This window comes from Leucobacter sp. NPDC015123 (assembly GCF_043080205.1).
GTDB lineage: Bacteria > Actinomycetota > Actinomycetes > Actinomycetales > Microbacteriaceae > Leucobacter > Leucobacter aridicollis_A.
Map to the genome: position 1 here is coordinate 250,065 of NZ_JBIBVH010000005.1, position 23,062 is coordinate 273,126.

19 protein-coding genes are annotated in these 23,062 nt (G+C 64.4%); 12 read left to right on the forward strand and 7 right to left on the reverse strand.

The window, feature by feature from the left end; genetic code table 11:
• Positions 1-16 precede the first annotated feature (16 nt).
• Together pth and mfd are read left to right on the forward strand one after the other, a co-directional pair.
• Positions 17-604, forward strand: coding sequence for an aminoacyl-tRNA hydrolase (pth, locus tag ACF07D_RS11770; RefSeq protein WP_391505031.1), 588 nt, complete (start codon positions 17-19; stop codon positions 602-604).
• The gene (gene mfd, locus ACF07D_RS11775) at positions 601-4,308 is read left to right on the forward strand and encodes a transcription-repair coupling factor (RefSeq protein WP_391505032.1); all 3,708 of its coding nucleotides are present in this window, start codon (positions 601-603) and stop codon (positions 4,306-4,308) included. Before pth ends, mfd begins: the two co-directional genes overlap by 4 nt.
• A 9-nt stretch (positions 4,309-4,317) precedes the next feature.
• On the opposite strand, the gene ACF07D_RS11780 is transcribed toward mfd, so the two are convergent.
• Positions 4,318-4,797 (reverse strand): hypothetical protein, encoded by a 480-nt coding sequence (locus ACF07D_RS11780; RefSeq protein WP_391505033.1) that lies wholly within the window; start codon positions 4,795-4,797, stop codon positions 4,318-4,320.
• Between the two features lie 109 nt (positions 4,798-4,906).
• On the opposite strand from ACF07D_RS11780, the gene ACF07D_RS11785 reads away from it, so the two are divergent.
• Positions 4,907-5,623, forward strand: coding sequence for a MazG nucleotide pyrophosphohydrolase domain-containing protein (locus ACF07D_RS11785; protein WP_391505034.1), 717 nt, complete (start codon positions 4,907-4,909; stop codon positions 5,621-5,623).
• Between the two features lie 22 nt (positions 5,624-5,645).
• On the opposite strand, the gene ACF07D_RS11790 is transcribed toward ACF07D_RS11785, so the two are convergent.
• Positions 5,646-6,482, reverse strand: a complete 837-nt coding sequence (locus ACF07D_RS11790; protein WP_391505035.1) for a LuxR C-terminal-related transcriptional regulator — start codon at positions 6,480-6,482, stop codon at positions 5,646-5,648.
• Between the two features lie 159 nt (positions 6,483-6,641).
• Between ACF07D_RS11790 and ACF07D_RS11795 the strand changes: the two genes are divergently transcribed.
• Together ACF07D_RS11795 and ACF07D_RS11800 are read left to right on the forward strand one after the other, a co-directional pair.
• Complete coding sequence (locus ACF07D_RS11795; protein ID WP_391505036.1) at positions 6,642-7,010, forward strand: DUF485 domain-containing protein; 369 nt, start codon at positions 6,642-6,644, stop codon at positions 7,008-7,010.
• Entirely contained in the window at positions 7,007-8,650 is a 1,644-nt protein-coding gene (locus tag ACF07D_RS11800) for a cation acetate symporter (protein WP_391505037.1), read from the forward strand. Before ACF07D_RS11795 ends, ACF07D_RS11800 begins: the two co-directional genes overlap by 4 nt.
• Before the next feature lie 120 nt (positions 8,651-8,770).
• On the opposite strand, the gene ACF07D_RS11805 is transcribed toward ACF07D_RS11800, so the two are convergent.
• The 4 genes from ACF07D_RS11805 to ACF07D_RS11820 all read right to left on the reverse strand — a co-directional run bounded on the left by ACF07D_RS11805 (position 8,771) and on the right by ACF07D_RS11820 (position 13,352).
• Positions 8,771-10,408, reverse strand: coding sequence for an OPT/YSL family transporter (locus tag ACF07D_RS11805; RefSeq protein WP_391505038.1), 1,638 nt, complete (start codon positions 10,406-10,408; stop codon positions 8,771-8,773).
• 69 nt (positions 10,409-10,477) lie between these two features.
• Positions 10,478-11,422, reverse strand: coding sequence for a DUF1177 domain-containing protein (locus ACF07D_RS11810; protein ID WP_119284636.1), 945 nt, complete (start codon positions 11,420-11,422; stop codon positions 10,478-10,480).
• A complete protein-coding gene (pepE, locus tag ACF07D_RS11815; protein ID WP_119284635.1) occupies positions 11,422-12,150 on the reverse strand; it encodes a dipeptidase PepE in 729 nt (242 codons plus the stop codon). The genes ACF07D_RS11810 and pepE overlap by 1 nt, the downstream gene beginning before the upstream one ends.
• Positions 12,147-13,352 (reverse strand): aminotransferase class V-fold PLP-dependent enzyme, encoded by a 1,206-nt coding sequence (locus ACF07D_RS11820; protein WP_391505039.1) that lies wholly within the window; start codon positions 13,350-13,352, stop codon positions 12,147-12,149. Before ACF07D_RS11820 ends, pepE begins: the two co-directional genes overlap by 4 nt.
• Before the next feature lie 107 nt (positions 13,353-13,459).
• Here ACF07D_RS11820 and ACF07D_RS11825 point away from each other — a divergent pair, with 107 nt between their 5' ends.
• From ACF07D_RS11825 to ACF07D_RS11850, 6 genes are all read left to right on the forward strand, one after another.
• Positions 13,460-14,212: an IclR family transcriptional regulator gene (locus ACF07D_RS11825; protein WP_162921333.1), complete on the forward strand. Its 753-nt coding sequence runs from the start codon at positions 13,460-13,462 to the stop codon at positions 14,210-14,212.
• 71 nt (positions 14,213-14,283) lie between these two features.
• Positions 14,284-15,579 (forward strand): histidine--tRNA ligase, encoded by a 1,296-nt coding sequence (gene hisS / locus ACF07D_RS11830; RefSeq protein WP_391505040.1) that lies wholly within the window; start codon positions 14,284-14,286, stop codon positions 15,577-15,579.
• 95 nt (positions 15,580-15,674) lie between these two features.
• Complete coding sequence (gene eno, locus ACF07D_RS11835; RefSeq protein WP_391505041.1) at positions 15,675-16,955, forward strand: phosphopyruvate hydratase; 1,281 nt, start codon at positions 15,675-15,677, stop codon at positions 16,953-16,955.
• A 27-nt stretch (positions 16,956-16,982) separates the two neighbouring features.
• Positions 16,983-17,444, forward strand: a complete 462-nt coding sequence (locus ACF07D_RS11840) for a septum formation initiator family protein (RefSeq protein WP_391505042.1) — start codon at positions 16,983-16,985, stop codon at positions 17,442-17,444.
• Positions 17,441-17,923 carry a DUF501 domain-containing protein gene (locus tag ACF07D_RS11845; protein WP_119284629.1) on the forward strand — a complete coding sequence of 161 codons (483 nt, stop codon included), beginning with the start codon at positions 17,441-17,443 and terminating at the stop codon, positions 17,921-17,923. Before ACF07D_RS11840 ends, ACF07D_RS11845 begins: the two co-directional genes overlap by 4 nt.
• A 209-nt stretch (positions 17,924-18,132) precedes the next feature.
• The gene (locus ACF07D_RS11850) at positions 18,133-19,473 is read left to right on the forward strand and encodes an NAD(P)/FAD-dependent oxidoreductase (protein ID WP_119284628.1); all 1,341 of its coding nucleotides are present in this window, start codon (positions 18,133-18,135) and stop codon (positions 19,471-19,473) included.
• A gap of 138 nt (positions 19,474-19,611) precedes the next feature.
• Here ACF07D_RS11850 and ACF07D_RS11855 read toward each other — a convergent pair whose 3' ends face one another.
• Complete coding sequence (locus ACF07D_RS11855) at positions 19,612-21,081, reverse strand: XRE family transcriptional regulator (protein ID WP_255808165.1); 1,470 nt, start codon at positions 21,079-21,081, stop codon at positions 19,612-19,614.
• A gap of 121 nt (positions 21,082-21,202) precedes the next feature.
• Between ACF07D_RS11855 and ACF07D_RS11860 the strand changes: the two genes are divergently transcribed.
• Complete coding sequence (locus tag ACF07D_RS11860) at positions 21,203-23,038, forward strand: phosphoenolpyruvate carboxykinase (GTP) (protein WP_119284626.1); 1,836 nt, start codon at positions 21,203-21,205, stop codon at positions 23,036-23,038.
• The last annotated feature ends 24 nt before the right edge of the window (positions 23,039-23,062 follow it).

Below are 23,062 nucleotides of genomic sequence, written 5' to 3' on the forward strand. Positions count from 1 at the left end.
AAAGGACGTTGAGACCGTGGCGAGTGATAGTTGGCTGGTCGTCGGCCTCGGAAACCCCGGGCCGAAGTACGAGGCGACACGGCACAATGTTGGCCAGATGGCGCTCGACGTGCTCGTTGCGCGCATGGGGTCGAAGTTTTCTCCTCACAAGACAAACTCGCGGGTCGCCGAAGGCCGGCTCGTGCCTGGTGGGCCGAAGCTTATTCTTGCGAAGTCGAACGGGTTCATGAACACATCTGGCGGTCCCGTATCGGCGCTTGCGAAGTACTTCGGTATCGATGCCGAACGCGTCATCGTGCTCCACGATGAGCTCGACCTGCCGTTCGACTCGCTGAAACTCAAGCAGGGCGGTGGCCACGGCGGCCACAACGGACTCCGCGACATTGCGAAGGCGCTCGGCACACCAGAATTTCTGCGGGTGAGGATCGGGATCGGGCGCCCGCCAGGGCAGCAAGACCCGGCGGACTTTGTGCTGAAGCCGTTCGCGTCCGGCGAGCGTGACACGCTCGCCGTGCTGCTTGAAGACGCTGCTGACGCCACGGAGATGCTCGTCACTGACGGGCTCACCGCCACCCAACAGCGATTCCACGGGGGCGCACGATGAGTCTCCGAGGGCTTGACGGGCTGCTCGAGGGCGCGCCGTCGTTTGCGCGCGCGCTCGATGCTGCTGGTCTCGACGCAGAATTCTCGGTCGCAGATGGACTCCGGGCGCCGCTGATCGCCGGCCTCATCCGTCGGCGTCGTGCCTCAGGCGACCGCGGCGCATACCTCTTGATCGCCGCGACGAGCCGTGAGGCGGACTCAGTCCGGCAAGCAGTCGCATCCCTCATCCCGGAGGCGAGGACTGCCGAGTTTCCGGCCTGGGAAACGCTGCCGCACGAACGATTGAGTCCAAGCGCGGAGACCGTTGGACGCCGAGCTGAGGCACTCCGCATGCTCCGGGACTACCGCGATAACCCCGAGCAGTCCGAGGCCGGCCCGCTTGTCATGGTCGCCTCCGTCCGCGCTGCGCTGCAGCCCGTGTCGCCACACGCCGCGCTCGCCGAGCCTGTCGTGTTGCGCGCTGGCGAGGAACCGCGGATCGGCGGCGAAGGCGCGGGCCTTGACGCGCTCGCTCGAAAGCTTGTTGACTTTGCGTACACTCGCGTCGACATGGTGACGCGGCGAGGCGAGTTCGCCGTGCGTGGCGGGATCCTCGACGTCTTCCCGCCAGCGGCCGAGCAAGCGATGCGCGTCGACTTCTTCGGCGACGAGGTCGATCAGATCCGCAGATTCTCGGTGTCAGACCAGCGAAGCGCCGGCGACCCCGTAGAGCTTCTCGAGCTGTGGCCAGCGCGCGAGCTGCTCCTCACCGACGAGGTTCGCGCCCGCGCAGCCGACCTGCTGCCGAAGTTCCCGGCGCTTTCGACGATGCTCGAGAAGATGTCTGAGGGGATCTCGGTTGAGGGCATGGAGAGCCTGCTGCCGCAGCTCGTACCCGGGCTCGCGCCACTGACCTCGTTGCTGCCCGATGGCGGCGCCGTGCTCGTGGTGTCGCCAGAACGCGTCGCGGGTCGCGCCGTGAGCCTCGCCGACACCAACCGAGAGTTTCTCGAGGCCGCCTGGCACGCTGCGACCGTCGGGGCGGAGACGCCGGTGCCGACGGGCGACAGCGGCATGCTGACTGTCGCTGAGCTTCGTCGTGCCTCGCACGACCGCCCCTGGTGGAGCATGACCGGGTTCGTGCGCGACGCCGATGACGCGGGCGGCGGAGAGCCGCCTGCGAGCGACGAGTCACGCGGGCTCACCGTGATCGACGGAGTCGACGATGCGATCATCACTGTTGCTGGTGGACCCGTGCGTCGGTCAGCGACAGACAACGACGCGACTGCTCAAGCGCTCGTGCACCTGAGCCGCAGGCTCGCCGAAGGCTGGCGCGCGATCGTCACCGCGCAGGGGGCGGGGCTTGTCGAGCGCGCCCGCGACCTCCTCACCGAGACTGGTGCGGCCGCACGTATCGTCGACGAGCTCCCGTCGGCGCTCGAAGCCGGAGTCATCTACCTCGTCACAGGTATTGCCTGGCAGGGGTTCGAGAGCGAAGAAGCGAAACTGCTGCTTGAAACCGAGGCAGAGTTCTTCGGGCGAACTGTTACCTCCCAGGGGCAGAGCGGCCAGAAGCTCGCGCGGCGGCGCGGCAAGAACGTTGTAGATCCGCTGAAACTTGTTGCTGGCGACCACGTCGTGCACGAGACGCACGGCATTGGCCAGTTCGTCGAGCTTACCCGGCGTATGGTGCCCACGGGTATCGGGAGGGACGCAGGCAAAGCCCTACGCGAATACCTTGTCATCGAGTACGCCTCGACGAAGCGCGGCATGCCCAAGGACAAGCTCTACGTGCCGACGGACCAGCTTGACCAGCTGTCGCGGTACGTTGGTGGCGAGGCTCCAGCACTTTCGAAAATGGGCGGCAGTGACTGGTCGAACGCGAAGAAGAAGGCCCGCAAGGCTGTCCGCGACATCGCTGTTGAACTCGTCAAGCTGTACTCAGCCCGCATGGCGTCGCCTGGCCACGCATTCTCAATTGATACGCCATGGCAGCGCGAACTCGAAGAGGCATTCCCGTACGCCGAGACGCTCGACCAGCTCACCACGATCGACGAGGTGAAGCGTGACATGGAGCGTCCGGTACCGATGGACAGGCTGCTTGCTGGCGACGTCGGGTTTGGCAAGACCGAGGTCGCGGTTCGTGCAGCATTCAAAGCAGTGCAAGACGGCAAGCAGGTCGCGATGCTCGTGCCAACAACGCTCCTCGCGAACCAGCACTTCGAGACGTTCCAGAACCGCTTCGCAGGGTTTCCCGTGCAGCTCCGCGCGCTCAGCCGGTTCCAGACCGACAAAGAGGCGAAGGAGACCATCGAGGGGCTCGCAGCGGGAACTGTCGACGTCGTCATTGGCACTCATCGACTGCTCGCCGACGGCGTGATCTATAAGGATCTCGGCCTCCTCATCATCGACGAGGAGCAGCGCTTCGGCGTCGAGCACAAGGACAAACTCAAGGCGCTGAAAACTGGCGTCGACATCCTCGCGATGAGCGCGACTCCGATCCCGCGCACCCTCGAGATGGCGGTCACGGGCATTCGAGAGATGTCGACGCTCGCGACTCCGCCGGAAGATCGACACCCGATCCTCACCTTCGTTGGGCCACGCAGCGATCGGCAGATTTCGGCGGCGATTCGCCGCGAGCTGCTCCGCGAGGGGCAGGTGTTCTTCGTGCACAACCGGGTGAGCTCGATTGGCCGAACTGCCGCAAAGATTGCCGAGCTCGTGCCCGAGGCGCGCGTCGCAGTCGCCCACGGAAAGCTCTCCGAGCATCAGCTCGAGCAAGTCGTGCAGGACTTCTGGGAGCGAAAGTTCGATGTGCTCGTGTCGACGACGATCATCGAGACGGGGCTCGACATCGCGAACGCGAACACGATCATCATCGATCAGGCAGACAAGTACGGGCTCAGCCAGCTCCACCAGCTGCGCGGTCGCGTCGGCCGCAGCCGCGAGCGGGCATACGCCTACTTCCTGTACGACCCAGACAAGCCCCTCACCGAGCACGCGAATGAGCGACTCGAGACCCTCGCCGCGAACAACGAGCTCGGCTCGGGTATGCAGGTCGCGCTGAAGGACCTCGAGTTGCGCGGCGCGGGCAACCTGCTCGGGGGCGAGCAGTCGGGCCACATCGCGGGCGTTGGGTTCGACCTATACCTGCGTATGATCGGCGAAGCAGTGAACACGTTCAAGGGCGAGGACGTCCAGACGAACACTGAGCTCATTCTTGAGCTTCCAGTGGACGCACACATTCCCGAGGACTATGTCGAGAGTGAGCGGCTCAGACTTGAGGCCTATCAGAAGTTCTCTGCCGCTTCACACCCGCAGGCGCCAGCTGAGAACGTCGAGCTGGTGCTCGAAGAACTCACCGACCGCTACGGTGAGCCGCCCGCGGAAGTGCAGCGCCTCGCCGCGGTCTCGGCGCTGCGGCGACGTGCATCGATCCTTGGACTTACGAAGGTTGTCGCGCTCGGGCCGACGCTGAAGCTCGAACCAGTCACGCTGCTCGACTCCAGGCGGATGCGCATGACTCGCATGTACCCGGGAGGCAAGTACACAGAATCCACGAAAACGCTACAGATCCCGCTCCCGGGAGGCACTGCAAGCGCGCGGAGCCCACTCGCGGGCGTCGGGCAGCGCGCAACTCCAGACGACGGCGACATCGTGAAGTGGACATCGACCGTGGTTGCGACGCTGCTGGAACCCGATCCTGATCCGGCAGCGACCCGCTAGCGACAGTGCTTACGGGGCGGTGCAGAGCTCCTTGAGCGCTGCACCGCTGTCGCGAAGCTCCTGGAGCTGGGCTGTGAACTCCTGAACCCAGCCGGCGCCCTCGAGCACGTTCTGCGGCGCGGGAATCTCAGCGAACCCAGTGAAACCGGCCTGCACATCGGTGAGCGCCGCGAGCAGTTCCGGGTCGGTCACGCCGTCGGTGAGTGTTGCAACATCGTCCTGAAACGGCGTGAGCAGTTTCGAGAGGTCGGGGATGTCGCCGGCAAGCGCCGACTCCTGCACCGTGCCGAGCTCTGCGAGTACGTCATCGACGAGCGTCGAAACCTTGTCGGCGCTCACCCCACAGCCCTCGGGGCCGATCCGGTTCGGTGCCCCCGCGCTTGGAGACGTACCTGGGAGCGCAGCCGAGAACGTGACGCACCCAGAGAGGGCGAGGGCGAGCGCCGTGGCACCGGCGGCAGCGAGAAGCTTCGGAGTCACAGTGTTCATACCGAGAGCCTAACGGCGGTGCCGGGAGCGCACCTGAGATTCAGCGCGAGGGTGGCGAAGCGCCGCACTCTCTGCGGAACCTTTGTGGCGCAGCCGTTAGGCTCGTCGTATGGATGCTGGCGCTGACAGACCCAAACCCACCCCCACAAACGACGCAGTGCAGGAGGTGCTTGACACGGTGCGCCGCCTCGTTGCCGAGGGCGGGTGCGCCTGGCACGCAGTTCAGACTCACGAGACGCTCGTCCCATTTCTCATCGAGGAGACATTCGAGTTCATCGACGCCGTTGAACGCGATCTCGAAGCTGACGAGGTACGCGGCGAACTCGGCGACGTGCTCTACCAAGTGCTCTTCCACGCGGCAATCGCGGAGCGCGACGGTGAAGGCTACAACCTCGAATCTGTCGCCCGGACGCTCAACGAGAAACTCATCGCTCGCCACCCTCACGTGTTCGGTGACCGCGGCTACATGACAGTCGAAGAACTCAACGCTGAGTGGGAGCGCCTGAAGGAGGACGCTGCTGGGGAAGAGCGCGGGTCGCGCGCCCCACTCGACGGCGTGCCAGCGGGCATGCCGACCCTCGCACGTGCAGCGAAAGTTGTTGAACGGCTCAAGCGGGCGGGCCTCGTTGACCCGGCTGCGGCAGAGCGCTCCGCAGAGGACCCGCTGTCGGCGGCGATCGGTCCGCAGGAGGCCGCGATGGCAGAGGTCGGCATTGGTGACGCAATGCTCGCGCTCGTGATCAGGGCGAACGCGGCGGGCGTGGACCCCGATCGCGCACTCAGGCTCGCCAGCGACAGGCTAGCGGCGCGTGTGACCGCAGACTGACGTGCCAAGCAGCCAGTGACAGCTACGGAATAAGCCCGTACCCCCGAGCGGCAGTGACCGCCGCGTGCCGCGTGGGCGCTTCGAGCTTGCCCATCGCCGTCTTGAGATAGCTCTTCACCGTGCTCTCAGCGATTCCAAGGGCCTGCCCGATACTCGCGTTCGTACCGCCGAGCGCAGCCTGGCAGAGCACGTCAATCTCGCGCGACGTGAGATGTATTTCGGGCGCTGCAGTGTGCGGCTTGCCAATCCCTGCGAGCTTTTGCTCGATCGCGGCGAGGCGCTCGCGCGCGACGGGATCAGTCGTCTCAGCCGCGATCCTGCGAATCTCAGCGTGGCTGCTTCGTAGCTCTTCGAGCACGCTCCCAGGCAGCTCCGTCGGGTCTGTCGGGAAGCGTAGCTGGGTTTGCGCGCGATCCTCAGCGCTAATGACCCGGGCAAGCTCCTCGCTCACACCGGCGGCCGCCTGCATGAACGTCGCGTCGGGTGAGGAATCGCCCCGAGTGCCGCCGTACAACACGGCGCGCGTGACGCCGTCGACGATGACAGGTACGGCGACGAGCATCACGATTCGCTCGGCGCCGATCTCGAGGTCGTAGTCATGGCTGATCGTCTGCGACGACATGTAGTCGCGCGTGAACCGTGGGCGAAGTTCGATCATCGCCTTGCCGCCGAGGCCGCGCCAGTTCGCAACGCGAAGACCCTGCAAGCTGTCACCCTCAGTGCCTGAGAGGGCAGACACTGTCGTCACACCATCGGCCTCATACCCTCCGAAGGCGAGAGTAAAACCGGTTGCTCGGGAGAACTCCGTCACGGCGTCCTGGAGGATACGCTGCTTCGTCACGGTTACAGGTGGCACCATTGGCACTCCCAACTTTCGGGGGTACTACATGCTTACCATGATTTCTAGCATCGGTGACAGACCGCAGCGTCGCGGTTGATCAGGAGAGTCACGCTGGCCACATGTGGCGGCAGGGTCGCACTGCTCCTGATTCCAACGAGACAGGGCAAGGAGGCCCAGATGTCCGAAGATATCCCCGCACAGGCGGAGACACACGCTCCTCCAATTGATTACGAAAAGTTTCAAGCAAGCCCAGAATTTCAAGAATTGAAGCGCAGGCTGCGAAGCTTCATCTTCCCGCTCACAGCCGCATTCCTCGCGTGGTTCTTGCTCTACGTGATGCTCGGCGCGTTCGCCCATGATTTTATGGCGCAGCCGTTCCTCGGCTTGAACGTCGCAATCTGGTTGGGGCTGCTGCAATTCGTTTCAACCTTCGCGATCACCACCGCATACGTGATGTTCGCAAACAAGCGCATCGACCCGCGCACCGAAGCGCTGCGCGCTGAACTCGAAGACCTCGCCCGCGATGCCGAAGGAGCCGCACAATGAACGGACTCGCCACAGTAGGGCCGGTCGCGGCCCAACTCTTCAAGTTTGAAACCTCGGCAGCTCAGAACCCGATCCTCAACATCTCGATCTTCGGCGCCTTCGTCGCGGTGACGATGGTGATCGTGATTCGGGCGAGCCGTAACACGAAAACCGCAGCAGACTTCTACGCAGGCGGCCGCTCATTCACTGGGCGTCAGAACGGGCTCGCGATCGCTGGCGACTACCTTTCGGCGGCGTCGTTTCTCGGCATCTGTGGTGCGATCGCGATCAACGGGTACGACGGGTTTCTCTACTCGATCGGCTTCCTTGTTGCGTGGCTCGTCGCACTGCTACTCGTCGCCGAGCTCATGCGCAACACGGCGAAGTTCACGATGGCCGACGTGCTGTCGTTCAGGCTGAAGCAGCGCCCGGTACGTATGGCGGCAGCCCTCACGACACTTGCAGTGACGTTCTTCTATCTGCTCGCGCAGATGGCGGGTGCCGGCGGCCTCGTGTCGCTGCTACTCGGCATCGACGACAAGATCGGCCAGTCAGTCGTTGTCGCAGTCGTCGGCATCGTGATGATCCTGTACGTGCTCATCGGCGGCATGAAGGGCACTACCTGGGTGCAGATCATCAAAGCCGCGCTCCTGATCCTCGGCGCAGGTGCCATGACGATCTGGGTGCTTGCGCTCAAGGGATTCAACTTCGGTGCGGTACTCGAAGCCGCCGTGAACAACCCCGAGAACACGAACGGCGACGCGATCCTCGCCCCGGGAATCCAGTACGGCGCGATGCCGCTCGACTTCGTGTCGCTCGCACTCGCGCTCGTCCTCGGAACGGCGGGCCTGCCGCACGTGCTCATGCGGTTCTACACGGTGCCGACGGCGCGTGAGGCGCGCCGATCGGTCGTGTGGGCGATCTGGCTCATCGGTATCTTCTACCTGTTCACTCTCGTGCTCGGCTACGGCGCTGCAGCATTCGTTGGCCCGGAGACGATCAAGTCAGCGCCCGGCGGCGTCAACTCGGCGGCCCCACTGCTTGCCGCAGAACTCGGCGGCCCGCTGCTGCTCGGATTCATCTCGGCTGTCGCATTCGCGACGATTCTCGCTGTCGTCGCTGGCCTCACCATCACCGCATCGGCATCGTTCGCGCACGACATTTACTCGAGCGTGATCAAGAAGGGAAACGTCACCGCGAAACAGGAAGTAAAGGTTGCACGGATCACGACCCTCGTGATCGGCGTCGTCGCCATTGCGGGAGGCATCGGGGTGCAGGGCCAGAACGTCGCGTTCCTCGTGGCGCTCGCGTTCGCAGTTGCCGCGTCGGCAAACCTCCCAACGATCCTGTTCTCGTTGTTCTGGAAGCGGTTCACAACCCGTGGCGCGGTCTGGTCGATGATTGGCGGGCTTGTCACGGCGATCGGCCTGATCATCCTGTCACCAGTGATGTCGGGGTCGCCGACGTCGATGCTCGGCGAGAACATTGATTTCGCGATCTTCCCGCTCGCGAACCCAGGAATCGTGTCGATCCCCGTCGGATTCTTCCTCGCATGGCTTGGCACTGTCACCGACAAGACTGTCGAGTCGAAGAAGCTCGCCGCTGAGATGGAGGTGCGTGCACTTACAGGCTACGGCGCAGAGCCGCCAGTGAACCACTAGGCTCGGCGGTCACTGACAGTTCACTCGCGGTCACCCGTGCTGTCAGTGGCCGGCCGCAGACAAGAGGGGCCCCGTCACAGTGTGTCGGGGCCCCTCCTCGCTGCATGATCCGAACGGGTGCTAGAACTTGATGACCTTGCCCACGTTCATGATTGAGTCGGCGGCGATAACACCGGCACCCACGAGGGAGAGCTCCTGCTCGCCCTTCTCGCCTCGGTACTTCGTCCACACGATTCGGGTGACGAGCGCAACGAGTACGAGCCAGCCTGCGTTCGGGGTCGCAACGAGGAGGCCAGTCGCGAAGAGCACACCCATCTGCCGCTTCGAACCGCCAAAGAACTGAATGAGGGCTCCAGGAATCGCCCATAGCGCCATTGTGACCATGATCTTCGGATCAGTGAGGCCAGCCATGATTGTGTCGGCGAAGACCTGTGACGACGGGGGCAGCTTGCCCTCGGAGAACAGTCCCTCCCACGACACTGCGACGACGCCGATGGCAACGGCAATCGCGACGATGGAGGCCTTGAGCTGTTCCCGACGGCCCGCGAGCTCCGAGGCTTTCCACGGCTTCAGCTCGCGACGCAAGATCCAGCCGGTCTTGTAGTCGTAACCCATGTCAGCAAAAGCGGGGCCGGTGGCTGAGCAATAGGCGACGAGCATCACGAGGGGCACGGTTGGAAGCCCGAGGACGAGACCGAAAATCAGGAAGATGAGCGTGACTGCGAACGCCGGGAACCAGCCTGCATGCATTGCAGCGAGGCCCACTATGAGCTCGTGAACAATTGCCGCGATGCCAGCGAAGAGCACGAACCCGATGAGGCCCCAGATGGTGAGGTCGTTCATCGCGCCGCCGATGAGTGCGATGAGCAGGGCACCGAGCACGAAGAGCACGTAGCCGAGCCCGAGCGACCGGCCGAGCTTCGTGCCGTCGATCGTGTACTGCAGCGTCTCATCCTCAGCAACCGCCTGGATGCGTGCGGTCTCGGTAAGCTTTGCCTTCTTCGTACGCGACCCGACGATGAGCCACACGACCTGCAGCAGCGCGACGACGCCCGCTCCGATCATGACGCCGTGGGCGACGTACATCTCGCCGAGGTTTACGTTCCAGAGCGCCGGAGCGTACTGCGAGAGCAGGAGGCCGATGCCGAACATCAGGAGTGCCCAGAAATTCCCAATGAGCGCGACGCCCGCGGCTGCCATCGGGAGCGAGAAGAGTGAGCCAACGACGCCAACGGCAGCGCCGCCAACGAGCACGAGTGCACGCTTGCCGCCCTCGGCGCCAGCCTTGATTGTCTCGGCGGCCGCAACTCCGGGAGGCCACGGCGCCGACGCTGGCATGAACCGCGAGCCGAACGCACGGTACAGGATAAAGACGTCGATCAGGATCCCGAGCGCGCAGCCGATGAGCATGGGCCACACGAGCTCCGGCATCCCGAGCGCGTAGGGGATCGCGATGGGCGCGAGCAGTCCGTTCGCGGCCGCAAAGGTTGCACTGGAGATCGCCGATTGCACGATGTTTTGCCGGTGTGGGTCTCGGAACTTGCTCAGCCCAAGGAACGAGAAGCGGCCGATGAGCATCGCGATGACTGCGCCAATAACACTCGTGTTCGCCGAGATGCCGAGGGTAGTGATGAGGTGGACGCCGATGACGGCGCCGAGCAAGCTGAGGAGCGCCGAGACGAGGAGAGTGCCGAGCTCGAATGCTCTGGGATGCGCCGCGGCAACGTCGCCGAGCTGCGCACCTGTGCGTGATTTCATGATCTGTCTTTTCTCATTAGGGGGATTCTCCCATCGCGCGTCAGGTGCGGCGCGCGATGGGAGGCAGGGTTACTGCTGGAAGGAGGCAAGTTCGCCGTACTGGGCAGTGAGTGCGGCATGCTCCTCGCTGTCGTAGAACGCGATCTCACCGCGGGTATAGCTCTTCGCGACTTCGACGGCGAACCTCGTCGCGTCGAGCAACGCTCCCTCGTAGCTCGCGCCTGTTGAGGATCCCGGGACTACAGCGCGCGCGGTGAGCGCGACGCCGACGACGGGGGCAGCTGTCGCGATCGTCGGCTGCATGATCGAGTTGAAGTGACGGTACCCGTTGCCGTACGGCGTGATGTCTTGCTGCGCAAGCGGGAACGTGCGGGCCGGCTCGCCGGTCGCGTACTCGAGCACTGTGATGAGGTCGGGGGAGACGGGAAGGAGGTAGCCCGCCTTAGCGGTCGGCGAGATGGCCACGCCGCGGTGGTTAATGAGCCTGTTGCCCTTTGACGTGTCGAACGAGAGGATCGCGTCCATCCGGTCGTCAACCTCGAATTCGTTCATCCGCTCGGATGAGACCGGTGTGCCCATGAAGTCGACGGGTTCGCGCGGAGTGATACTCACGTGCGTCGCGATGTGCGTTGTCACGATGATGTCGCCCCGCAGCGTCGCCCCTGCCGCCACGAGACGGAGCAACCTGAGGGCCGCCGCGATCGCGACGATCGAGCCGTCGGCGTCTGAGACGTAGCCGATACGCTCGGGCTGGGCCTGCTGGGCGCCGAGCCTGCCAATAAGGCCCAGAGTCGGGGCCTGGCCGCCCGCGATCTTGCCCTGCTCCCCGGGAATGACCACCCTCACGAAGTCGCACAGTTGGCTCGTGTCTTCCGGTGCCTCGTACGGCACGCTCGTGACGGTGATCTCGCATCCTGGCGCACCAGCGCTGCGGAGGAGATCGACGATCCGCTCGCCCGAGAGTCGGGGATCGTCCATCTGGTCAGAGACCTCAAGGATTTCGCGAAGTGACATTACGCCACCGGGCCCGAGATCTCGGCGAGCTCGAACGACGAGCCCGCGGCGATCGTGCGCGCCGGCGCATCCTGCGCAAACACGAGGGCGTCGCTGTCGCCGAGGATCGTGCCTGTCGAACCGGTGACGTGGAGCGCGCTGCCCTCGATGAGGCCGAGCACCTCCTCGCCCGGGTTGATCGCGGTGAACTCTGCGAGGCGCTCTTCGCGGCTCTCGCCGTTGTGGCCCGCGGGCTTGCCTGGAATGAAGTGTGGGTTGATCTGGAACGGCACGAGCCCGATCGCATTGAACGACGGCGGCTCCACAATCGGCATGTCGTTCGTCGTGCGGATCGACGGAGTCGCGACGTTGGTGCCTGCGCTCCAGCCGATGTAGCGCGCACCGTGCTGAGTGACGCGCTCGCGGATTTCAGACACGATTCCGGCACCATAGAGCCTGTTCAGTAGCGCGAAACTGTTGCCACCGCCGACTGCGATGACGTCGGCTTCGCGAACTGCATGCACGGGGTCGTCAAACCTGTGGATCGCGGTGAGCTCAGCGTCGACCGCGGCGAACGGGGGAGCGGCGAGATCCTCGTAGGCGTCGTACGAGAATGAGACGGCCGCGAACGGAACGAACAGGACCTTGCGGCTTGTCCCCTCAAGGATCGTGGTGAGCTGGCTCGCGGCGTGCTCGAGATAGCCGAGGCTGCCCATGCGGGAGCTGCTCATGAGAAGTGCGTTGGTCATGCGGTGATTCCTCTCTCGGATTCAATCGCCCTGGCGAGGGCGTCGATCTCTGCTGTCGTGTTGAAGTAGTGGAGCGACACGCGCGCCATCCGCTCGACGCCGTACGCTGCGAGGATCGGGGTTGCCATGAAGTGGCCGGCTTCGATGATGATGCCGCGCGCCTCGAGGGCGAGGGTGAGCTTTGTTGGGTCGGCGCCGTCTATGTTGAAAGGCAGGATCCCCAGGCGATCCTCATCTCGCTCAGGGCCATAGATCTGGGTGCCCGCGATCGCGCGAAGACGAGCCGCGGCGTACGCGGTGAGCTCGCGGACGCGGGCGTGGATACGCTCGATCCCGAGCCCCGTAGCGGTCTCAACTGCGGCGCCGAGCGCGAGGATCGCGGGGATGTTTGGCGAGCCTGCCTCGAACTTCCGTGCGGTGGCGGGGAACTGGACACTGCCCGTGTCGTCAAAGCTCGCGTTCCACCAGCCGGCGAGTGCGGGCGTCATACCCTCGATGTGGTGCTGTCTGACAACGAGCACCCCGGAGCCCTCGATCGCGCGGAGCCCCTTGCGGGTGCACGCCGAGATGAAGTCGCACGGCCAGATGTCGAGACCGACGGGCATCATGCCGAGCGCCTGCGCCGCGTTTACATGGGTGAGCACGCCGCGTGCTCTGGCGACCTCGCAGATCTCGCGGACCGGCTGGACCGCGCCCGTTACGTTTGACATCGCCGCGAACGTGATGAGTCTCGTGCGGTCAGTGATCGCCGCGCGCACGACCTCGGGGTCGAGAAGTCCGGTGATGCCTCCCTCGACTGTCACGATTTTTGCGCCGGTCTCCTGAGCGACCATGCGCCAGATGGCGATGTTTGAGAGCATCTCGGTGTCTGGGACGAGTATCTCGTCGCCCTCGTTCCAGCTCAGGCCGCGAGCGACGAGGCTGATTGACTCGGTTCCGTTGCGGGTGAATGCAACCTCATCAGGGGTCGCGCCAACGAAGCCCGCGACATCCGCACGGATCTCGTCGAGTTGACTGTAGACACGAGCGCGCAGACTCGGAAGGTAGGGGCCGGTCTTGGCGGTCTGCTCAAGGTAGTTGGTTGCGGCTTCCACCGCGCCGATCACCGGGGGAGCCGCTGCGGCCGTGTCAAAGTACATGTACTTGCCGTCGAGCTCCGTGCCCGCGCGATTCGCATCCTGGTGCGCCTGCCAGTCCGTCATTGGAACGCCTCTTTCCTGTGTCGCGCCTCTCCCGGAGACGCTCACTTAGAATTCGCCATCGGAACGAGCCCGGCAAGGGATATGCCGCTATGCGGGATAATCGGTGCATGGCTGAAACACTCGACAGCGTCGAACGGGCGCTCACCGCGCTACTCCTTTTCGACGCGGACAGGCGAGAGATCGGAGTCACTGAACTCGCCGGCCTGCTCGGCTGCTCGACGTCGAGCGCCCAGCGCACGATTCACACACTGACGAAGATGCAGTTCCTGCGCAGAGACGATCACCGCCGCGTCTACAGGCTTGGAACTGGCGTGCTGCATCTCTCGCGCGCCTGGCAGAGCACAGCCTCGCTTGCGAGCATCGCAAGGCCAGCAGTGACACTGCTCGCCGAAACGACAGGTCTCACAGCGACCTTCGCAATCGCGGATCACGCGCACATGCGCGCGGTCATCTCAGTAGATGGGCCAGAGGGGCCGCTGCGCGACTACCCGATGGCAGGCGAACTGTTCCCGGCTCACGTCGGCGCAATCTCGAAGGCATACTTCGCGCATCTCCCTCGCGCAAAACGTGACCATTACACAAGCCAACGACCACTCGCTCGCTACACCGCGGAAACGAGCATGAACCCCCAAGAGCTCGAGGGAGAGTTCGCTCGAATTCGGGGCCTCGGCTACTGCGTCACCCGCGGGGAGTATGACGAGCAGGTCTCGGCGCTCGCGATGCCCGTGAAGCTCGGCAATGACCCGCTCGGGTCGGTCTCGGTGTCGACGCGCGAGACCCTGCCAGCGACGGCAGTGCTTGTCGACCATGTCGCTCGGGCCGCGCGGTCCATCGGGCAGCTTCTCGCCAAACGCAACTAGCGTGCGTGCGCGCTCGCTTCCCGCGCCCCCGACGGTCCGGTGTTGCTCTCCGACATGGAAGAATGGGACCCATGGCTAACCCAGTGAACCCGCCGCGCGGCATGCGCGACTTTCTGCCAGCCGACAAAGCCCGCCGGGAGCACGCCCTCGGCATCATCCGCGGCGTCTACCGCTCGCACGGCTTTGACGAGATCGAGACACCCGTTGTCGAAGACCACGCGCGACTCCACTCGGGGCTTGGCGGCGACAACGAAAAGCTGAGTTTCTCGATCCTGAAACGTGGGATCAAGCCCGAGGCGCTCGCCGCAGCGGCCGAGGCGGGCGACCCAGAACAGCTCGCTGACCTCGGGCTGCGCTTCGACCTCACCGTGCCGCTCGCGCGCTTCTACGCCTCGCATAGAGCAGAGCTGCCGCCGGTGTTCAGATCGATCCAGATCGCCCCCGTGTGGCGTGCAGAGCGCCCACAGAAGGGGCGCTATCGCCAGTTCGTTCAGGCAGACATCGACATCATCGGAGAGTCGGGGGTGATTGCCGAGATTGAGCTCATCACTGCGACGTCACAGGTGCTCGCGCAGCTCGGGCTCAAGGACTGTGTGATTCGAGTGAACGACAGACGGATCCTCTTCGGCCTGCTCGACCACTGCGGTTTCGCTCCTGAGGAGCAGGCTGGGGCGCTCATCACCGTCGACAAGCTCGACAAGATCGGCGTCGAAGGCGTCACAGCTGAGCTTGCTGAGACGAACGAAGCTGCGGCCGAGGCGATGCGCGGAATCCTCGCGGGCGTCGACGAGGCGCTCGCCGCGGGCATCCCTGTCACACGCGAGGCGATCGCGGCGGTGCTGCCTACTGGAGCCGCGGAGGACGGCGTTGCGAGCCTCGTCACTCTCGGTGAGGCGCTTGCAGGGGGACTCCCCGAAGGCGTCGAGATTCGTTTCGATCCGACCCTCGTGCGCGGCATGGGGTATTACACGGGCACAATCTTCGAGATCGCGCATCCTGGATCCGGGTCGTCGGTTGGCGGCGGTGGCCGCTACGACGGCATGATCGGTCGTTTCCTTGGACAGGACGTGCCGGCCGTCGGTTTCTCTATCGGGTTCGAACGCGTTGTCGACCTCATCGAGCTCGACGCGAACGCGGGGCCGGCAGCGGTCGCGCTCGTCGCAGACCAAGAAACACCGCTCGACGATCTCATGGTGCTCAAGCGCGCCCTCGTTACCGACGGGTTGCGCGTGCGACTCGAGAAGCGCCAGAAGAACATGAAGACGCTGCTTGCACGACTCGAGGCCGAGGGCTTCACCCGATTCGCCAACGTGCGCCCGGGCGATCGCGACGCGGCGTCCCTGTCGTGGCGCGAACTCGGCGAGTAATGGCCTGATCTCCAGGGGTCGCGGGCCCCTCACCCTCTACACTGAGAAGAGGCGCGGAACACGCGTCTCATGACTTCCACCACAAGGAGCAGACTGTGGCATTTATCGACGCGGTGATCGCACGCGAGATTCTTGATTCGCGCGGAAACCCGACCGTTGAGGTCGAGATCGGCCTGACCGACGACTCGGTCGGGCGCGCGGCAGTGCCCTCGGGCGCCTCGACCGGCGCATTCGAAGCGTACGAACTGCGCGACGGTGACAAGGATCGTTACTTCGGCAAGGGCGTGCTGAAGGCAGTCGACGCTGTGTTTGACGAGCTTGCGCCCGCGATCGAGGGGTTCGCCGCAGACGATCAGCGCATCATTGACACTGTGCTGCGCGAGATCGACGGTACCGACAACAAGTCCCGGCTCGGAGCGAACTCGATCCTCGGCGTCAGCCTCGCCGTCGCGCACGCCGCTGCTGCGTCAGCTGAGCTGCCGCTCTACCGTTACCTCGGCGGCCCGACGGCATGCACGCTTCCAGTGCCGCTCATGAACATCATCAACGGCGGCGCGCACGCCGACACCGATGTCGACATCCAGGAGTTCATGGCGGTGCCGCTTGGCGCCGAGAGCTTCTCTGAGGGCCTCCGGTGGGGCGTCGAGGTGTACCACGCGCTCAAGTCGCTGCTCAACGAGAAGGGGCTCTCGACGGGTCTCGGCGATGAGGGCGGCTTCGCTCCGAACCTCGAGAACAACGCGGCTGCGCTCGACCTGATTGTCGAGGCGATCAAGCGTGCCGGCCTCGAGCCAGGCAAGGACGTTGCCGTGGCCCTCGACGTCGCTTCGTCGGAGTTCTACGAGAACGGTGTCTACAAGTTCGAAGGGAAGGATCGCACGGCCGCCGAGATGGCCGACTACTACGCGGACCTGCTCGACAGGTACCCGCTCGTCTCGATTGAGGATCCCCTTGACGAGGCAGACTGGGACGGCTGGCAGGAACTCACCGACCGCGTCGGTGAGCGTGTCCAGCTTGTTGGTGACGACCTGTTCGTGACGAACCCCGAGCGCCTCGCCGACGGCATCGCCAAGGGTGTCGCGAACTCGCTGCTCGTCAAGGTCAACCAGATCGGCACGCTGACTGAGACGTTTGACGCAGTGCAGCTCGCGCAGCGTTCGGGCTACACGGCAGTCATGTCGCACCGTTCCGGCGAGACCGAAGACGTCACGATTGCCGATCTCGCAGTCGCTACCGACTGCGGCCAGATCAAGACGGGCGCGCCCGCACGCTCGGACCGCGTCGCGAAGTACAACCAGCTTCTTCGCATCGAGGAAGAGCTCGGCGATGCGGCTCGCTACGCAGGCCGCGGCGCGTTCCCGCGTTTCCAGGCGTAATTTCTCGTCTAATCCGGGGAGCACACGGTGAAGAACTGGGGCGCAGACATTGCGGCGTGGGTCGCAAGTCTGCGCTTCAGCGTCTTCACCGTTGTCGTTGTTGTCTCGGTGATTGCTGGGGCGCTGATCCTCAGCCCAAATATTTCGACGTACGTGCAGCAGCAACGCGAGATCGCGCAGCTGCGAGAGAGCGTGCGGCAGCACCGCGAAGCCGTGGAAGCGATCGATGCCGAGCGCACACGCTGGAAGGATCCGTCGTACGTGCGGGCCCAAGCCCGTGACAGGCTGTCGTACGTGCTTCCAGGCGAGACGCAGCTCAGTATCATTTCCGATGTCGTGCTGCCCGTCGAGTCAGACGAAGAAACGAGCGCCGACCTCACGCAGGTCGAGCGGAACTGGGCGAAGGATCTTCTTGGCTCGGTTATCGCCTCGGGTACCGCGGTGCCCGACACCCCATCTGAAGAAGAAGCCGCAAGGAGTAGCAAGTGAGCCGGCCCCCATTCCCCGAACCGACAGCAGCAGACATCGCGGCGGTGAGTGAACAGCTTGGACGCGAGGCTCGTGGCGTTGTCGGTATCGCTGCCCGCGCCGCTGACGGGAGCCCGACCGTCGTGGCGACATCGCCGCGCCTGCCAGACGGCTCGCCGTTCCCAACCTTCTACTACCTGTCGCATCCCGAGGTCGTGGCCGCCGCGTCGCGGCTCGAGGCCGCCGGCATGATGGTTGAGTTCAACGAGATGCTCGCCGATGACGAAGAGTTGCGTGCCGCCTACGAGCGGGCTCACATGCAGTACATTGCGGATCGCGATGCGATCGGCGAGGTCCCGGAGCTTGCAGGGATCAGCGCTGGCGGAATGCCGACCCGGGTCAAGTGCCTGCACGCGCTGATCGGTCACTCGCTCGCAGCCGGGCCCGGGGTGAACCCGATTGGCGACTTGGCGCTTGAGCGTTCAGGCTGGAGCGCCTAGCCGCGCATTTGATGCGGAATTCTCGCCCAGGTAGCGAATAATCATCGGTTTGATTGCGCCGTCTCGCTGTTTGTGACGATCTGCAGCAAATTTGCAGGTAAAGTGGTTCGGGTTGGGTGAATCTTACCCAGCTGGCTTCCCGCGCAAACAAGCGGGCGCACCTTGCAGCCTGCATTTTGTGCAAATTTGATCATCAAGGAGATCGCTTCGTGGCGAAGAAGATTCTGATCGTTGGCGGCGGCTACGCCGGCTTCTACACCGCATGGAAGCTCGAGAAGCTTCTTCGTGCTGGCGAAGCTGAGGTCACCATCGTTGACCCGCTTCCGTACATGGCATACCTGCCGTTCCTTCCCGAGGTTGCTGCCGGCTCGATCGAGCCCCGCCACGCGGTTGTGGCGCGTCGCCGTCACCTCAAGAAGACCGTGAACGTCGCGGGCAAGGTGACAGGCATCTCGCACGCTACCAAGACCGCAACGATCACGCCGAACACCGGCGAGGCGTACGACTTCGAGTACGACCAGATCGTCATCACCACCGGTTCGGTCTCGCGCACGTTCCCGATTCCGGGCATCGCTGACCGCGCCATCGGCATGAAGACGATCGAAGAAGCAGTCGCGATCCGCGACCGCATGGTTGGTAACTTCGAGCGCGCCGCGTCGCTGCCGAAGGACTCGGCTGAGCGCGCCCGCCTGCTCACCGTCACCGTCGTTGGTGGTGGCTTCGCTGGCATCGAGTCGGTGGCCGAGCTGCGCTCGTTCGCGACCGCGCTGCTTCGCCGCTACCCTGAGATCACGTTCGACGAGACGAAGTTCCACCTCGTTGAGGCCATGGGCCGCATCATGCCCGAGGTCACCGAGGGCCTCGCTGACTGGGTTGTCAAGGACCAGACCCGTCGCGGCGTGAACATCCACCTCGACACGCAGCTTTCCTCTGCAGAGGGCGGCAACATCGAGCTGTCGACCGGCGAGAAGTACGAGTCTGACCTCATCGTCTGGACAGCTGGTGTTATGCCCCGTCCGTTCCTCCGCGGAACCGACCTCCCGATTGGTGCACGTGGCCACGTCGTCGGTACGCCGTCGCTGCGCGTCGCGACCGAAGAGGGCGAGATCGTCGAGGGCGCCTGGACCGCGGGCGACACCTCGCAGGTTCCCGACATTTCCTCGACCCCCGGCCCTGGCGGCTTCTGCGTTCCCAACGCACAGCACGCCGTGCGCCAGGGCCGTCTGCTCGCGAAGAACATCGTCGCGTCGCTGCGCGGCGAGGGCGTCGTCGAGTACAACCACAAGAACCAGGGCGCGGTTGCTGGCCTTGGCATGAACACCGGCGTGTTCCGCTCGGGCAACTTCACGCTCAAGGGCTACATTGCGTGGCTGGCGCACCGTTTCTACCACGGCCTTGCGATTCCCACATGGGAGCGCAAGTGGCGCGTGTTCGGCGGCTGGGTTGGGCACTTCTTCCTCGGTCGTGACATCGTCAACATCGAGGCTGTGACCGAGCCGCGTGCGATCTTCGAAGAGTTCGCGTCGCGCCCACGTCCCGCCGCGGACTAGCCTGAGACGCTACTGGGTAGCAAACTACGCGAAAGGCCACGAACCCCTCGGGGTTTGTGGCCTTTCGCGTTGTAGGAGGCCGGAACTTCTCCGGCAGTCACGTCCTGCGATGTCGTCGAGCGCGGCTGCGCGAGGCCCCTAGATCTCGGGTGCGTGCTTCGACAAGAACTCGTACATCGATGTGTCATCGACGCCTGGGAACGTGCCGGTTGGCAGGGGCGTCAGCACGTGCTGGTGCATGCGCGCGCTGGGCCACGCTTTGCCCTCCCAGCGCTCTCGGAGCGTCGGGGAAGCCGTGCGGCAGCATGCGGTGTCGGGGCATGTTGAGCGCTTGCGTACCTGCGTGTCGCGGCCGCGGAACCAGCGGGCGTCGTCGAACTGGACGCCACAGGCGATTGCGAACGGGCCCTGCTCTGCGTCGCCTGTCTGTACGCTTGTCCAGTAGGTGCCGTTCGGGGTGTCGGTGAACTGGTAGAACTCGCTCGTGCGGTTCTGGCGATGAAACGCGGTGCGCCCGCCCCACTTCGCACACAAAAGCTCACCCTCAATTGCACCGCCCTCGTCGGTGGGGAAGGGCTTGCCGTCGTTTTCGTACCCGCGTACGAGAGCGCCGGCGCCGTCGGTGCGGTAGTGATGCACCCGGAGGTCGAGGTGCCGCGTCGCAAGGTTGGTGAACCTGTGCGCTGCCGCCTCGTGCGTGACGCCGAACGCGTCGCGAAAGTCTTCGATTGCGAGATTGCGGTTGCGTTTGGCTTGCTGCAGGTAGTCAACGGCGCGCGCCTCGGGGAGGAGGCAGGCTGCGGCAAAGTAGTTGATTTGGAGTCGCTGCTCGAGGAACTGCGCGTAGCTCTTGGGCTCGGAGTGCCCGAGCACGCGGTGTCCCATCGCTTGGAGGGCGAGCGAGCGCAGGCCGTGGCCGCCAGGGATCGACGTGGGCGGCAGGTAGATGCGCCCGTTCTCGAGGTCGGTGATGCTTCGGGTGTTGGGGGGAAGATCGTCGACGAAGATGAGGGTGAAGCCGAGCATCTCAGCAAGCATCGCGACGTCGCGGTGGGTGACGGCGCCGACAGTGTGTCCGATTCGGCGCATCAGGTCTGACGCGATGAGCTCGATGTCGGGCAGATAATTGTCGCGCGCCTGCATTTGCAATCGAATCATGGTGTTCGCTCGCCGCGCCTCTTCCGAGGTTGTCTCTGCGGCGCGGGTTCTCCTGGCCAGCTCTCGATGGAGGCCGATGAGTGCCTCGAGGGTGTCGTCGCTCAGTGAGCGCGGGGTCCGGATCCGGGGGAGCCCGAGCTGCTCGTAGCCAAGCGTGCTTTGGGCCCGTTCGAGCTCGATCTCGAGCTCGCTGCGCTTGTCTGGCGCCTCCTCGCTGAGGAGTTCGCCAGGATCGATCGCGAGCTCGCGCGCGATTGCTTGGATGAGTGTGAGCTTTGGCTCTCGCTTGCCGTTTTCGACCAGTGAGAGCTGGCTGGGGACGACGCCGACGCGGCTGCCGAGCTGCTCGAGGGTGAGGCCTGCCTGGTTGCGGTAGTGCCTGAGGCGCTTGCCGAGGACGAGGCGGTCGACTGTGGCTGCGCTCAACGAAGGAGTGAGTTGTGGGCTCATAAGTTGACTATATGTCAAAAAGCTGAAAATTTGACAGCCGTTTTGGTGAATGAGAGGTTACGAGGCCCACGAGAATAGAAATACAGCCCGGTTCGACGAAACCCCAAGGAGACTCGACGGTATGAGTAACGCTACTCTCGCTTCGATCACTGATCTCGTTCGCGAGACCGCCACGACCGACAACGCAGAGGTTCTGCAGTGGGTCACTGAGGTTGCGGAGCTCACGCAGCCTGACTCGATTCTCTGGTGCGACGGTTCGCAGGACGAATGGAACCGCATCACCAGCGAGATGGTTGAGGCGGGATCGCTGATTCCGCTCGACAAGAACCTCCGCCCGGGAAGCTTCCTCGCCCGTTCGCACCCCGCCGATGTCGCCCGCGTTGAAGACCGCACCTTCATCTGCTCGGAGAACGAGGCAGACGCAGGGCCCACGAACAACTGGGTTGCTCCCGACGCTATGCGCGCAGAGCTCATGCCCCTCTTTGCAGGCTCCATGCGCGGCCGCACGATGTACGTCGTGCCGTTCTCCATGGGCCCCGTTGGTGGCGCCATCACGCAGCTCGGTATCGAGATCACCGACTCGCCATACGCTGTGCTCAACATGCGCATCATGACCCGTATGGGCCAGCAGGCTCTCGACGGCATTACCCCCGGTAGCGAGTGGGTGCGCACGGTGCACTCGGTCGGCGCGCCCCTCGTGGACGGCGCTGAGGATTCAGCGTGGCCGTGCAACGATACGAAGTACATCACCCACTTCCCTGACACGCTCGAGGTCTGGTCGTACGGCTCAGGCTACGGCGGCAACGCGCTGCTCTCGAAGAAGTGCTTCGCGCTTCGCATTGCGAGCGTCATGGGCAAGAACGAGGGCTGGCTCGCCGAGCACATGCTCCTCTTGAAGCTGACGAACACCGAGACCGGCAAGGACTACCACCTCTCGGCTGCGTTCCCCTCCGCCTGTGGCAAGACCAACCTCGCGATGCTCCAGCCGACGATTCCCGGCTGGAAGGTCGAGACGATCGGTGACGACATCGCCTGGCTCCGCCCGGGTAAGGACGGCCGCCTGTACGCGATCAACCCCGAGGCTGGCTTCTTCGGTGTCGCTCCAGGCACCGGCGAGTCGACGAACCCCGTCGCAATGGAAACCCTCTGGGGAAACACGATCTTCACGAACGTTGCGCTCACCGACAACGGCGACGTGTGGTGGGAGGGCATGACCGATTCGGTCCCCGAGCACCTCATCGACTGGCAGGGTAACGACTGGACACCCGAGTCCGGCCGCCCCGCAGCGCACCCGAACTCGCGCTTCACCGTGCCGATCCAGCAGACCCCGTCGCTCGCGCGTGACTGGTACGAGCAAGACGGCGTCCCGCTTGACGCGATCCTGTTCGGCGGCCGCCGCGCGACAAACGTGCCGCTCGTCGCGCAGTCGCGCTCGTGGAACCACGGCGTCTTTGTCGGTGCGACGATCTCGTCGGAGAAGACCGCCGCGCAGGAGGGCACCGTCGGTGAGCTCCGCCGCGACCCCTTCGCGATGCTTCCGTTCTGCGGCTACAACATGGCCGACTACTGGGGCCACTGGCTCGAGATGGGGGAACAGCTCGGCGAGAACGCGCCGAAGATGTTCCAGGTCAACTGGTTCCGCAAGGACGAAGACGGCAAGTTCATGTGGCCTGGCTTCGGCGACAACTCCCGTGTCATTGACTGGGTGATTCGCCGCGTTGAGGGCGAGCACACAGGCGTCGAGACCGCGGTGGGAACCATCCCCGCACCGGGCGAGCTGAACCTGACAGGTATCGAAGATGTCGAGAAGGATCTCGACAAGATCTTCGCGATCGACCCGACCTCATGGCTCGCAGAGGCAGACCTCACTGAGGAGTACTTCGCCCAGTTTGGTGATCGCCTTCCCGCTGAGCTGACTGCCGAGCTCAACGCACTGCGCGAGCGCCTCGGGAAGTAGCACCCCGCCCGTAGCAGGCCAACG